Origin of the sequence: Alistipes sp. D31t1_170403_E11, from assembly GCF_015553985.1 — a bacterium.
Lineage (GTDB): Bacteria > Bacteroidota > Bacteroidia > Bacteroidales > Rikenellaceae > Alistipes > Alistipes montrealensis.
Genome location: NZ_JADNHQ010000002.1, coordinates 685,962 through 699,745 on the forward strand (window position 1 = coordinate 685,962; position 13,784 = coordinate 699,745).

Sequence of the window (13,784 nt, forward strand, 5' to 3'; positions counted from 1 at the left end):
GGTTGATATACAGCCAACAAAAACTACCACAGGTTCGCTGAAACGGCGATGACGGAGGTTTGGATCTATTGATAAGCAATATTTGCGAGGCATGCGATGTTTCGGGAAGAGTTGTAGTCATCGTTGGCTTTTTGTCCCTCATAGAGAGTGGATTAAAACAAAAGTGCAGATTAGAATTTGCACGGGCAACTACAACCCTAATCCTTAAGGTTAAATTTACTAATAAGTTATTTAATTACATAAATCAAAAATTTGCATGGTTCGGGGGTTGAAAAGTTGTTTTGGAGATGGAATCAATATGATATATGCCGGGACAGGGGTGGTCGCTATGCCGGGGTATGTCGAAATTCGGGGCGGGGCGGTTTATCCGGTGTGGGACTGAAAAACGCCCGGTTTTACAATTCGTAAAACCGGGCGTTTAATCTGCGGAGGTGGTTTTTAGACCCGCGGCAAGAGGATGGAGAGCAGTTGTATGAGTTCCTGTTTTTTTATGGGTTTAGTCATAAAGTAACTGCATCCCGCAGTCAGCGCATTGTCCTTGTCGGAGTCGAAGTCGGTTTCGAACGAGGCATCCTGTCCCTTTTTCAGTGGCGCCTTTTCTTCGCCACCGATGTTCGGGTCATCGAAAATATGGATGCCGAGGACCTCCCCGAACGTCGTGCCGAATATTGAGGAATGTACTCAGGGATCAGCGTGAGGAAATCGTTTTGCATGTGTGGTGGAACCGGATTAGGTTTAAATGTACAGAGACGCAATATAAGGTTACAAATGTAGACGAATTTCCGGGATTCCATACATGCCGGGCAAAACATTTTTACTGAAGCCGGCCCGGATTGCTTCCGGCCCGGCCTGCTGTGCCTGAGAACGGGTTTCAGCCCTCGGGTGCGAGGGCGGTTCGGGCTGAAAACAGGTCCGGGAAATCAGAACGGGTAGCCGATGGCGAGGTGGAACCCGAGCCCGTCTTTGAAACTGGAGATGTTGTAGTAGCCTTTCTTGTCGGGATTGGGATAGGGTGTGTGCAGTCCGATGCCGAGGTCGGCGCGGATGACCAGGTAACTGATGTCGTAGCGCAGTCCGAAACCCGTTCCGAGTGCAATTTCGTCGAGCAGCCCTTTCCACTTCAGTTCGGCGCCGGGGCGCTTGGGGTCGCTTTTCAACAGCCAGATGTTGCCCGCGTCGAGGAATACGGCGCCGTTGAGCCGTCCCATGATGCCGAAGCGGTATTCGACGTTGGCCTCCAGCTTGAAGTCGCCCGTCTGGTCGAGGTAGCCGTTGCGGTCGTCGGCGGGCGGACGGTAACTGCCCGGTCCCAGCGACCGGATGGTGAAGGCCCGGATGCTGTTGGCGCCGCCGATGTAGAACTGTTCGCTGTAAGGCATCACTTCGGAGTTGCCGTAGGCGTAGCCCACGCCGACGAGGAAACGTGTCGCCAGCCAGTTGTTCCGGCGTCCGAGGCGGTGGTAGAACTTCACTTCGCTGACCTCCTTGACGAACTGCGAGAAGCGGTTGCCGAAGAGGGTTTGCGGCTGCCGCTGGCCGAAGGCCCGCAGGATGCCCGAAAGGAGGTTGCCCGCCGAGGTGACGCTGTTCTGCCAGTAGAAACGGCGGTTGCCCGTGGCGCCGTAGGTTTTGTCGAAGGTGTAGGTGTAGTTGATCGAGGGCACGAACTGGTTGCGGAAACTCATGGCGATGGCCGGGTTCTCATCCATCGTCTTGTCGAACGACTCGGTCGTATGCAGGAGTTTATTATAGGTGAGCTTGAATACGGTCAGCGAATGGTGGCTGTAAGGCGAGGTCTGGAAGTTATAGCCCGCCGAACCGCTGAATGCGATCAGCCGGAAGAAACTGGGACGGTTCATCAGGTCGACGCCCAGTTGGAAGGTCGTTCCGGCGGGGTATTTCAGCCGCCGCGTCATGCTTCGGGGGAGCAGCAGCCTCGGGATGCTGAGGTTTGCATTCAGGCCCAGTTCGTAGGAGTTGAGCCGCGAAGATTGTCCGCCGGAGTTTTTGTTGCCGGTCTGCCATTCGTACGAGCCGTTGAGTTTCACGGCCAGGACCTCGCCGCCGCGGAACAGGTTGTTGTTGCTGACCCGGAAGGTGATGCCCGGGCCGATGAAGCTGTTCGACTTGGAGGTTACGTCGGTTTCCAGGGCCGCTTCCAGCGGGTAGTCGAACTGGGCGTCGATCGCCACGTCGAGCGTATCGGCGCCGCGCAGCGAATCGAGCGGTGTGACGCTCAGGTTGACCGAGCGGAAGACGCCCAGTTTGTTGAGTTCGGTCTGCGTCTGGTTCTGGGCGTCTACGGTGAAGAGTTGTCCGGGTTCGAGCGTGAGGGCCCGGGAGAGGATTTTGGGACGGATTTTCAGCGGCTTCTGGGCGATAACCGTTGCATTTTTCAGGCGCAGCGTGTCTGCCGGTCCGGGCTTGATGTTGGTCAGCCGGACCGTGACACTGCCCACCCGGTAGGGTTTGAGCGCCACGGGCGGGAGGTTGGACTTGAGGTTCAGGCGCAGGGCGACCCGCCGCCCTCCGCCGGTCGTGTCGGCCAGGTATTCCATGTATTCGGGGCGGAAATAGTAGTAGCCCCGGTTGCGGAGCAACTGGGAGATGCGCCTGCGTTCGAGCGTGAGGCTGTCGAGGTTGTACTGCGCTCCCGTGCGCAGCAGGGAGGTGGCGTAAAGGCTGTCGATCAGGTGGCGCATGCCGCCGTCGACTTCGGGGTAGGAGATGGACGAATAGTGCCACGCGGGGGCGATGTCGAGTGTATAGTACACTTTGGCTTTGCGGCCCTGCTTGCGGTAGAGCAGCGAATCTGCGGCCCGGGAGCCGAAATAGCCGTAGTTTTCGAGGACCTGCTCGGCGACCTTGGTCCTCAGTTGCGGCTGGACCTTGGAGATCAGCACCGGCTGCTTGGCCAACCGTTTGTAGAACCAGTACTTGAACCCTTTCTCCCTGGGTGTATAGAGGTAGTTGTAGGCCCACAGCCCGATAGGCAGCGGGGTGCGGATGTAGGGGCTGTAAAGCGGGTTGTTGGGGGCGACGGAGAGGGGTTCTTTCACGGCGGATTCGGCTGCTGCGGTGAGCACGACGCCCGAGTCGGGCTCGATGCGGATTTTCTTCACGCCGGTATACAGCACTTCGTCCGCTCCCAGCCGCCGGGTCGTGGAGCAGGCCGCCGCGAACAGCACGGCGCAAATGAACAGGACGATATTTCGAATGTGCTGCGGACTCATTTTTTCGTTTTTTTGGTTTTGGGCCGCGTCGGCTTGAACAGGTCGCCCAGCCGCGAGAGCTTCTTGCGGATGACGAAACCCACGCCCGTCTCGGTGATCTCGCCTTCGAGGATGCTCTCGTAGCCCGTATGGCGGAACACCTTCAGGTACATGTTGTCGCGTTTGGTGAGCATGTATTCCAGCGAAATGTCGTCGATCAGGTTCTCTTTGAGGTTTTGCGACGGATCGGCGTCGGTGCTGAACTTGCCGCCGATAACTGCGCGCACGCGGTTGCTGAAGAGGTTCTTCGAGAGCCGGTAGGAGTAGTCGGTGCGCTGGCCGTTGGGGTCGTCCTGCCCGTAAGAGTCGATGCCGAAGCTGAGGTCGACGCCCTTGAGGTTGTTCTGCGCCCATTGGTTCAGTTCTTTCTGGATGAACGAGTTGAGCGGATTTTCGGAACTTACCTTGGCGGTCGTTCCGGGGCCGGTGTAGGTATTGTATATCAAAAGGTTCATCGCCTGGTTGGCGCGCTGCTCAGCGGTGAGCGAGTTGAGCTGGTTCTGCATGGTGAGGTCCTCGGGAGCGGCGAGCCCGAAACTTACTTCGAGATCGTTGAGCGAATTGCGGATGTTGATCGAGATGTCGAAGTTGACCGGGCGGTTGTCCTGCCCGTCGGAGGAGACGTTGGCCCGGACAGTCTCGACGGCCGTGATGTTGAACGCCGGGTCGGCGATGTTGCCGATCCATTCGACGTAACTGTCCGGTGTGATCTTGAAGATTTTCTGCGAGATGACGGGCGGGTTGTAGCGTACGGTTCCGCCCGAGAGCACGTATTTCCCCGAAAGGCGCACGTCGCCCAGCGGATTCATCGTGTAGGTCAGGTTGCCGCCGCCCTTGAGGTCGATGCGGTTGTTGCCGTCGGCGGAGAGATCGACGGCGGCCTGCACGTCGTTGTTGATGTCGACGTTGACCTGTACGTCCATGCCTCCGATCCGGACTTCCCGGGGAGCTTCGTCCGGAATCTGGGTGTCCAGGTCGCTGAACGAGACGAATGTCACGATGTTCTGCGGGCGCTCCTTCACGTCCATCGGAGAGTCCTGCATGACGTAGTTGATGTCCGTGCCGCCCAGCAGGGCGACGTTGCCGCGGACGACGAGTTCGTCCAGCGGTCCTTTGGCTGTCGCGTCGAGGTCGAGGTAGGCCTTGCCGTAGACCGCCGTGCCGGCTTTGCGGGCCACGTTGACGACCTGGAAATCCGAGGCCCGCAGTGCGAGGTCGGCGGTCATGCGGCTGAAGTCGGAGAGGTTAGCCTCGCCGTCGATCGTCAGCGCTTTCTTGTTCGGGGCGTAGAGGGCGTAATCGCTGAACAGGATATGGCTGCCGGCGATGCGGATGGTGTCGGGCGAGAGGCGGAACGACGTGCCGATCATCGGGACGCGGATGTCGGTCTGTGCGAACCGTACCCCTCCGTCGAGTTTGGGCCGGTCCGGCGTGCCGCCTGCATGGATTTTCGCCTGCAGGCTGCCCGAAAGGCGGAGCAGGTCGGCAGGCAGGAAAACGTTGGCCTGTTGCAGCGGGAAACCCGGGACGGTCACCGTGAGGTCGAGCGGGCTTTCGCGCCCGGTGCGGTAGTTTCCCCGGACGGAGAGCACCTCGGCGCCGTCGAGCGTCAGGCGTGCGTCGGCGAGATGTCCCTGGTCCTGTTTGTAGAAAAGCCCGAGGTCGACGTTGCCGAAACGTTGTTTGTCGTAGGTCAGTTCCGCCACCGAGAGGCCGCCCCGGAGCGAGAGGCTGTCGGTTGCCAGGTCCAGGGCGATGTTCGCCCCCAGCACACCGTCTACAGGCGGGGCCGAGGGGAACAACCCCAGGGCCGAACCGATGTTCAGTCCGGCGATGTCGAGCCGGATATCGTCGGCCGATCCGTCGCCCGGAGTCGTATGGAGCGCGACCCGCTGGTCGCCGTGGGTGAGGTCGAGATCGGCTTCCAGGCGTTTGTCGAACCGGTAGACGAAGTAGTTGCCGGGATTGACGCTCCACGGTTCGAATCCGAACAAGGGATTTAAGGGCGTCATGCCGGCCCGGACGAGGCTGTCGTTCCACGCTACGTCGAATCCGAAGCGGAAGCCTTCCCGCCCGGCCTGGTTTTGCTGGTAAAGGTTGACCTGCCCTGTATTTTGCACGATGTGTCCGTACAGCCCCGCGACGGCTATGTTGTCGAGGTTTCCGGGAGCGTTCGCCAGCCGAAGGGCGTATTTCAGCCGGTTGCCCTGCTGGAAAATGCCGGCTGTCACGGTGTCGAGGACGACGCTTCCGTAGGCCAGCCGTTCAGTACGCATATGGACCGACACGGGCAGCGAGTCGCAGTTGTCCCCCTCGACGGCGAGTTTGCCGAAGGAGATGTTGCGGGCTCTGAGGAAACTGTTCAGGATGTTGTCGCGCCCCGCAGCGATTCGCAGCCGGAAATCGGGCAGTGCGGGTTTCAGTTGCTCCATGTCGACGCTCTGGGCGCTGATCTGCTGCGCCAGCACCCCGGCGCTCCGGCTCAGGGCCGCGATCAGCGAGTCGAGGGGGTCGGGGGAGGTAAACGTCAGTGCAAGGTCGCCGGAGGATGCTTCGGCCCGGGTCGAGACGGTGTCGGTACGGAACGCGACGCTCGTCGGACGGATGTGGTCCGTGCGGTATTTGTTCCGGATTTCGAGGCTGTCGAAGGCGATGCGGGCGGCGTAATTGCCTTTTCCGGCGGCGGATGCGTCGGCTTTCAGCGCGAACGATCCGCCGATGGGCTCGGGGGTGAAGCCCAGTGCGGCCAGGTCGAAGCTGAAGACGTTGCCCGAAAGGTCGATGTGCTGTTGCTGCGGGGTCAGCGTTCCGGAAACGAGCAGCAACAGCCGGAGGGCCTCGTCGCGGTCGGAGAGCCGTCCGGTGAAGCGCTGGCTGTCGAGTGCGGCATCCAGTTCGATACCTCCGAAATCGTGTCCGCGGTACTCCGCGCGGTCGATCTGGGCCCGGAGACTCGCCCGGGTTCGGGACTGGAATGGGTCGAACCCCGCGCCGCGGGCCAGCACGGACAAGTCGAGGATACCCAGCGAATCGGCCGGGAGGAACCGGTTGAGCGGGAGGCTGTCACACCGCAGTTCGGCGTCGTAGGTTTGCTTGCGGGGGTCGAGGCGTCCTTTCAGGGCCAGTTCGCCGCCGTCGGCCGAGAGTGTCGATGCGACCGAGAATGCACCCTTGTCTGCTCCCGCCGATCCGCGGAGCCGGATTTGTCGGGGGATTGCCACACGGCGGCGCAAGGCCGAGTCGGGCAGCAATGCCTTCAGGAACGAGAGGTCCGTGAAATTTCCCTCGAAACGGGCCGAGGCTTCCATCCGGTCGGGGTCGAGCGCGTTCTTTGCCGCTCCGTCTGCCCGCAGGGCGATATGTCCGGGCGACGAAACGTCGAGTTGTGTTTTTGCAATGTCGGCCAGCGTCCCTGTCGCGGTGAAGGTCATCCGGACGACCCGGTCGTTGAGCACGGGCGGGATTGCCGCCGGAAAGAGGCGTTTTACGTCTTTCGTATTCAGGTCGGCCGAAAGGCTGGCGTCGAGCGGTGAATCCGGCTCCATTTTCAGGATGCTGGGTCCGGCGGAGAGGTCGGCCCGGATTCGGGAAAGGTCGGTTTGCAGGTCGACGCCGGAGAGGGAGATGCCCGCAGCGTCCATGCCGATGCTTCCGGTCAGGTCGCGGACCGAGAGCCCGCAGCGTTCGGTGAAGGCCATCCGGCGGATCCGTAGGGCGATGTCCGCACCCCGGTTGTAAACCGAGTCGACGGTGAGGTCGAGCGGTGCGACGGCGATGAACGCCGGGTCGAATCCGGCGGCGGGACGGTGGTGCAGTCGGCCGTATTCGGCGCTGTTGCCGGTCAGGGCAATGCTGCCGACCCGGACGGTCCACGGCATGGATGGCGCTGCGGACTCCGGAGCCGTTGTCTCTTCGGGTATTTCTTCGGACCCGGCGGGCCCCGTCAGGTAGGAATAGTCGCCCCGGTTGAGCAGGACGCTTTGCACGCGGACCTGCTGGCTGTCGAGTTGCACCCGGCATGTGTCCACTGTGCCGTCGGCCAGCTGGACGGAGAGTTCGGAGACGGCGGGCGAGGTTCGCATCCCGAAAGCCAGGTCGGTGACCGAGAGTCGTCCGACGCCGATTGTCCACGGCAGGGCGGCGGTGCTGTCCGTTTTCTCCGTGGGGGCGGCTTCGGTCAGGTCCAGCCGGATGTCCGCGCCGGAGAGGACAATCCGGGCGATGTCAGCCGTCTGGGACGAAAGGTCGGCTTTGGCTGTTTTTAGGGAGAGTTCCCCGGCGGCGATGCGCATGTCCATGCCCGCCAGCGAGTCCTTGTAGTGGGCGGCGAGGTGTTCCAATGCGAAGTCCCGGATGACGACCTCTTTCCGGACCAGCGGCCACAGGGCCGCATCGAGCGAGAGTTTGCCGCAGCGCAGGAGCGTGTCGGATTTGTCGACCAGCAAGGTGTTGTCGACCGTCAGCCGCAGCGGGAAGGCGAGGCGGATGCGCTCGACCGACAAATCCATCCCGAGGGCGCGGGATGCATAATCGACCGCCCGGCGCCGGACCAGGTTCTGGACCGCGGGGACGTAGAGCAGCGCAGGGACCAGCAGCAGCACGACGAGCAGGACAAGCAGTGTCCGGAGCGTATATTTGAGTATCTTTTTCAGCATTTGCGGAATTTCCCTGTTTCGTAATCCTGCAAAGGTCAAACCGTTGGCGCATGATTGCAGGAATGTTTTGCCCGAAACCGGTAAAATCGCCGCAAATTACAAAAAAAACGCCTCCCGAACAACGGAATCTTCCGAACAAACGGACCTATTCGAGGTATTTCCCGTCATTTCACGGGGCTCGGATCGTCGCTTCCGCATTCAGAGGACCGGGGTTTTCCATTCGATACGTGTCGTTTTGGCCGGGCGGCAGCGGCAGTTCGGGATTTTTGCGTAGCTTTGCATATTCAAAATTCACGCTATGGCCTGTTGTCTGCAAGTGGAGAACCTCACCAAATCGTTCGGCGACCTGGTGCTCTTCGAAAATATATCGTTTGCCGTCGAAGACGGCCGTCGTACCGCCCTTGTCGCCAAAAACGGTACGGGGAAAACGACGCTGCTGAATATCATTGCGGGGCGCGAAAGCCATGAGGGCGGTTCGATCGTGCCGCGCCGCGACCTGCGCATCGCCTATCTGGAGCAGAGCCCGGCCTACCCGGCGGGTCTGACCGTTCTCGAAGCCTGTTTTTACTCCGACAACCCGGCGCTGAAAGCAATCGCCGAATACGAACGGTCAATCGCCGATCCGTCGGGCGGGGGATTGCAGGAGGCGATGGCCCGCATGGACGCCCTCGAAGCGTGGGATTACGAACTACGGGCTAAACAGATTCTCTCGCGTTTAAAAATCAGGGATTTCGACCAGCGTATCGAGACGCTTTCGGGCGGGCAGCTCAAACGTGTGGCGCTGGCCAACGTGCTCATCAGCGAATCGGACCTGCTGATTCTCGACGAGCCGACCAACCACCTCGACACCGATATGACCGAATGGCTGGAGGAGTATCTTGCTGCGAGCAGTGCCGGTCTGCTGATGGTGACGCACGACCGCTACTTTCTGGATAAAGTGTGCAGCGATATTCTTGAGATCGAAGACGGGCGGATTTACCACTATGCGGGAAACTATTCCTACTATCTGGAGAAGAAGCAGGAACGCGAGACGGCGCAGGCCGCACTGCGGGCCGGCGAACTGAATCTCTACCGCCGGGAGCTGGAGTGGATGCGCCGCCAGCCCCAGGCGCGGGCCACGAAGGCGCAGGCGCGGATCGATGCCTTTCACAATCTCGAATCGCGCCTGCAATCGACGCGGAACCGGGGCGAAGTGCGTCTCGATGTCAAGGCCTCGCGTATCGGAACCAAGATATTCGAAGCCCGGGATGTCTGCAAGAGCTTCGGCGAATTGAAGATTCTCGATAAATTCAATTACAATTTCACCCGTTATGAAAAGCTGGGAATCGTCGGCGACAACGGCTGCGGGAAATCGACGTTCCTGAAGCTGCTCACGGGAATCGAACGGCCCGACAGCGGTGTGATCGATGTCGGCGAAACGGTCCGGTTCGGCTATTACAGTCAGGAGGGACTGGAATTCGACGAGCGGATGCGCGTGATCGACGTGGTGACGGAGATCGCCGAACAGATCGACCTGGGCGACGGAAGGAAGATGAGCGCGTCGCAGTTCCTGCAGTATTTCCTCTTTACGCCCGAGACTCAATATAATTTTGTGGCGCGGTTGAGCGGCGGCGAACGGCGGCGTCTGTACCTTTGCACGGTGCTGATGCGCAATCCGAATTTTTTGGTGCTGGACGAGCCGACGAACGACCTGGATATTGTTACGCTCGGTATTCTGGAGGAGTATCTGGGAGCCTTCAAGGGGTGTGTGATCGTCGTGTCGCACGACCGCTATTTCGTCGACAAGGTCGCCGACCACCTGCTCGTATTCTGCGGCGGAGGCGAGATCAAGGATTTTGCGGGAACTTATTCGGAATACGTGGCGTGGAAACGTGAATATGAGTCGGCACGCCGGAGTGAGGAGGCGCAGGCGCGGCCCAAAGTGCAGTCGTCGCGCTCCGGAACCTCCGATGCGGCCCCGCGCAAACTTTCGTTCAACGAGAAACGCGAACTGGAAGTATTGGAGACCGAGATCCCCGCCCTGGAGGCCGAGAAGGCGGCCTTGGAAACGTCGATGTCGTCGGGAACGCTCTCGATAGCCGAACTGACGGCCCAGTCGGAGCGGATTGCGCAGTTGATCGGTCTGATCGACGAAAAAACCATGCGCTGGTTGGAGTTGAGCGAACGGTAGGGAGGCGGCCGGAGGCCTGGGATTGGTTTTTTGGGTCTTTCGGAAGTCTGACAGGAATAAATAAAAATCCTGCAAGTCGTTGAACTTGCAGGATTTGGCATTTTGTTATCGCCTCGTGGCGCTTTCCCTGGCGGAGAGGGAGGACTATGAACCTATTCTCCTAAATATCCTAAGATCAAATATTTGACAGATGCCTTTCTCAAGTAGGTTACGATTTGGATACAAAACTAATTCAGGCCTAATCGTTCTGAAAGAACCTATTACAAGCGCAAAGATACGGTTTTATAAATTAAATATTGCATCGTGTCTGAAATTTTTATGCAGTGTTTCATTAATTGTTCATTGTTTCTTGTTTGTTTACTAATCGTGAACGGACTAAAAAAATGAACACTGCTTGGAATTGCGTAATAATTTTCTGAATTTCAATTTTGTTTATGAAAGGTTGTCCGGATATTTCCTGCCTATGAGTATTTGGCGAAATCGTAATCGCTCAATGTGCTTTGCGATAACAGCGGAATGTCATATATTAGCGTTCGTTATTGCTTAATTCCTCCAAGAACAAATGTTCGCAAATAGCTACAAAAAATAAATTTATATAATGCTAATTATTTTGAGCAATAATACTTATCTTTGCACAAGATAATTAATGTTATGCTATGAAACGGGCATTACTGCCGAGCCAACGGAAGACACTTACGGCTCTGGGCGAAAATATAAAACTGGCACGCCTACGCCGGGAATTATCCTCGGAGCAGGTGTCCGAGCGTGCCGGAATATCCCGTAACACCCTGACCAAGATTGAGCGGGGCGAAGAGGGGGTTGCAATGGGACACTATTTCCGGGTGCTGGCTATCCTTGGCTTGGAAAAAGATTTATTGCTTGTGGCTAAGGACGACGAGTTGGGGCGTGCCCTTCAGGATGCCAAACTCGTGGTCGGGGAAAGGGTTTCCAAAAAACGGTGAACATGGTAACGCAGCGCGACATATACGTATATATGGACTGGTCCGAAGATGCGGAGCCGGTCTATATGGGGGTACTGCATAGCGAAACAATCCGGGGTAAAGAGGTCTTTTCATATGAAAACGATCCCACATGGCTGGTCTACCCATATTTTCGGGCGCTGGATCCTAACCTGTCGGCGTTTACCGGGAAGCAATACCAGCCTTCGGACAAAAACAACTTCGGGTTGTTCCTCGACTCCGCACCAGACCGCTGGGGCCGTATGCTTATGCGCAGGCGGGAGGCAATCAATGCACGGCTGCAGGATAGGAAACCGCGAACGCTTACCGAAGCGGATTATCTGATGGGCGTGTACGACGGCAACCGTATGGGGGGCCTCCGTTTCAAATTCTCGAAAGAGGGGGATTTCATGGATAACGACCGTTTGTTGGCAACGCCGCCCTGGACGTCGATCCGGGAGTTGGAACATGCCAGCTTGCAAATCGAACGGGAAGATGATACCGTTACGCCGGAGCATACACGATGGATCAATATGCTTGTCGCTCCCGGTTCTTCGTTGGGCGGTGCAAGACCCAAAGCCAACGTGGTGGACGAAAACGGACGCCTGTGGATTGTCAAGTTTCCGAGCACCGGAGATGTGAAAGACTCCGGGGCTTGGGAGATGGTCACAGCCGAGATGGCCCGCTCGTGCGGCATCGAGATGACCGAATGTCAGGCACAGCGGTTCGGCAGCCACCATAGTTTTATGACCAAGCGTTTCGACCGGACTGATACCGGCCGGCGGATACACTTCGCTTCGGCCATGACTTTGCTCGGATATACGGACGGCGTGAGCCATACGGAGGGTGCCAGTTACCTTGAACTGGCCGAATGGATCATTGCCAATTGCGATGATACGGACCGGAACCTGGAACAGCTCTGGCGCAGGATCGTATTTAATATCGCCGTTTCAAACTGCGACGACCATCTGCGTAACCACGGCTTCCTGCTTACCCCGCAGGGTTGGCGGTTGTCACCGGCTTACGACATGAACCCCGACGAGTACGGCGCGGGATTGAAACTTAATATCTCGGAGAACGATAATTCGTTGGATTTCGATTTGGCCATGAGTATCACTCCGTATTTCGGTCTGGAACTGGCACGTGCAGAAGTGATTCTTGCAGAGGTTAGGCATGCTGTTTCAGGCTGGAGAAAACTCGCTACAAAATATGGTATTTCCAAGTCTGAGCAGGATACCATGGCGAAGGCGTTCAGGTACTGAGAGTTGGATATATTCTAGAGGAGAGTCCAAACTTATTTGTGTCCTGCGCATTCTTGCATACTCTCTGTCGATATTGTTGGTCCTTGTTATATTTCTGCTCTATAACTTCTTTGATATATGTTTGACACCTATGTTTAGTTCTGTTATATATGTCTGATATTTAATAGCCGGCCTGCTTGTCCGATAATATTTGTATTTATAGTTATTGTTTGCTGTTTTTCTAGCGTCCGTTTTTACACACATGTTTTCGTAAAATGCGTAAGTCATTTTTCCCATATCCTAATCTGACACATGTAGACCTCTTTATGTTTTAGTTATTCTTAATTATAGTAAGGTTATATAATGTGCATTTTCTTATAAATCCAATATCACATCATGCCTAAAACTTTCATGTAGCATTTCGTATTTCACATATCCGAGCATATTGTTCACCAAGGTAGTCTTCCCGATTCTAATCGAAGGACAATTGTAATGAGTGTGACCGCAAATCCAATAATCGATATCGTGAGTTTCTATAAATTCTGATAATTCCGTGATGAAAGCAGAATTCATCGGATCCTCTGAATAAGACGGTTCTCCCATTAGAAGAGTTGGACAATGATGGGTTACGACAATTTTACAGGAAGATGATGATTTTTTCAATGCAGTAGTCAACCATGTTAATGACTGTCTGTGTAATTGGTTATAAATATCTATTGTCAGACGTTTAGCATCATATCGATTATTGCGAAAATCATTCAATATATGTTGTGCATATTGTGCACACTCTTCCGGAATATGACTCCATAGCGTTGTCATGTATATCTCCACGTGATCGATGACAATATCATTGCTGTTCTCTTCCATATAATATTCCTTTGTTCCACTGGGTTATTTATCTTTCTTCGGTTGCAAAGTTTTCAAAAATGGGCATGAAAAAATAGGGCTGACGGTAACCGCTAGCCCCATATTTTCTTTATAACTCACTTATTCGGCTATACATATATGGCTAATTAACAGTTGATTAGTAGGATATTGGCAAGCTGTAAAATTGATTTGACAACGAATGATAAGAAAAAATAGGTGATAATTTTTGTTAGCCTAAAAGAAATTTGTATATTTGGACAATGTTTGTCAAGATTAAAAATGTCAACTATGATAACGGATAGTTTTGGGGAAAGAGTACGCAAACTTCGAGAGCAGGCAGATATGCCGTTGCGTAAGTTGGCTGCATTATTAGATATTGATCAATCTACTTTAAGTAAGATTGAACGTGGAGAACGTAAACCCAATGCAGAATTAATAGAGAAGCTATCTGCTATTTTTAGTATTGATAAAAAAGAACTACATATTAGCTTTATTAGTGACAAGGTAGCTTATGAAGTTATGTCACAGGAGTATAGCCATGAAATATTAAGATTGGCAGAAGAGAAAGTAGAATATTTAAAAGCAAATAAAAATAAATAGAGTTTTTATTTAATTATAAT

At 55.6% G+C, this 13,784-nt stretch carries 7 protein-coding genes; 4 read left to right on the plus strand and 3 right to left on the minus strand.

Translation table 11 applies throughout. The annotated features are described in order from the left end of the window. Positions 1-920: 920 nt before the first annotated feature. Both I2E69_RS06205 and I2E69_RS06210 read right to left on the minus strand, forming a co-directional pair. Entirely contained in the window at positions 921-3,233 is a 2,313-nt protein-coding gene (locus tag I2E69_RS06205; RefSeq protein WP_195459950.1) for a BamA/TamA family outer membrane protein, read from the minus strand. Further along, entirely contained in the window at positions 3,230-7,927 is a 4,698-nt protein-coding gene (locus I2E69_RS06210) for a translocation/assembly module TamB domain-containing protein (RefSeq protein ID WP_195459951.1), read from the minus strand. Before I2E69_RS06210 ends, I2E69_RS06205 begins: the two co-directional genes overlap by 4 nt. A 298-nt stretch (positions 7,928-8,225) precedes the next feature. Here I2E69_RS06210 and I2E69_RS06215 point away from each other — a divergent pair, with 298 nt between their 5' ends. The 3 genes from I2E69_RS06215 to I2E69_RS06225 all read left to right on the plus strand — a co-directional run bounded on the left by I2E69_RS06215 (position 8,226) and on the right by I2E69_RS06225 (position 12,318). Further along, the gene (locus I2E69_RS06215; RefSeq protein ID WP_195459952.1) at positions 8,226-10,097 is read left to right on the plus strand and encodes an ABC-F family ATP-binding cassette domain-containing protein; all 1,872 of its coding nucleotides are present in this window, start codon (positions 8,226-8,228) and stop codon (positions 10,095-10,097) included. 656 nt (positions 10,098-10,753) lie between these two features. After that, entirely contained in the window at positions 10,754-11,059 is a 306-nt protein-coding gene (locus I2E69_RS06220; RefSeq protein ID WP_195459953.1) for a helix-turn-helix domain-containing protein, read from the plus strand. A 2-nt stretch (positions 11,060-11,061) separates the two neighbouring features. Then, positions 11,062-12,318 (plus strand): type II toxin-antitoxin system HipA family toxin, encoded by a 1,257-nt coding sequence (locus tag I2E69_RS06225; protein ID WP_195459955.1) that lies wholly within the window; start codon positions 11,062-11,064, stop codon positions 12,316-12,318. A 354-nt stretch (positions 12,319-12,672) separates the two neighbouring features. Here I2E69_RS06225 and I2E69_RS06230 read toward each other — a convergent pair whose 3' ends face one another. After that, entirely contained in the window at positions 12,673-13,164 is a 492-nt protein-coding gene (locus tag I2E69_RS06230; RefSeq protein ID WP_195459956.1) for a metallophosphoesterase, read from the minus strand. 288 nt (positions 13,165-13,452) lie between these two features. Between I2E69_RS06230 and I2E69_RS06235 the strand changes: the two genes are divergently transcribed. After that, the gene (locus I2E69_RS06235; protein ID WP_195459959.1) at positions 13,453-13,764 is read left to right on the plus strand and encodes a helix-turn-helix domain-containing protein; all 312 of its coding nucleotides are present in this window, start codon (positions 13,453-13,455) and stop codon (positions 13,762-13,764) included. Positions 13,765-13,784 lie beyond the last annotated feature (20 nt).

Bases quoted from the DNA above. Each gene is read 5' to 3' on its own strand.
- I2E69_RS06205 (WP_195459950.1), bottom strand. From the start codon at position 3,233: ATGAGTCCGCAGCACATTCGAAATATCGTCCTGTTCATTTGCGCCGTG.
- I2E69_RS06210 (WP_195459951.1), bottom strand. From the start codon at position 7,927: ATGCTGAAAAAGATACTCAAATATACGCTCCGGACACTGCTTGTCCTG.
- I2E69_RS06215 (WP_195459952.1), top strand. From the start codon at position 8,226: ATGGCCTGTTGTCTGCAAGTGGAGAACCTCACCAAATCGTTCGGCGAC.
- I2E69_RS06220 (WP_195459953.1), top strand. From the start codon at position 10,754: ATGAAACGGGCATTACTGCCGAGCCAACGGAAGACACTTACGGCTCTG.
- I2E69_RS06225 (WP_195459955.1), top strand. From the start codon at position 11,062: ATGGTAACGCAGCGCGACATATACGTATATATGGACTGGTCCGAAGAT.
- I2E69_RS06230 (WP_195459956.1), bottom strand. From the start codon at position 13,164: ATGGAAGAGAACAGCAATGATATTGTCATCGATCACGTGGAGATATAC.
- I2E69_RS06235 (WP_195459959.1), top strand. From the start codon at position 13,453: ATGATAACGGATAGTTTTGGGGAAAGAGTACGCAAACTTCGAGAGCAG.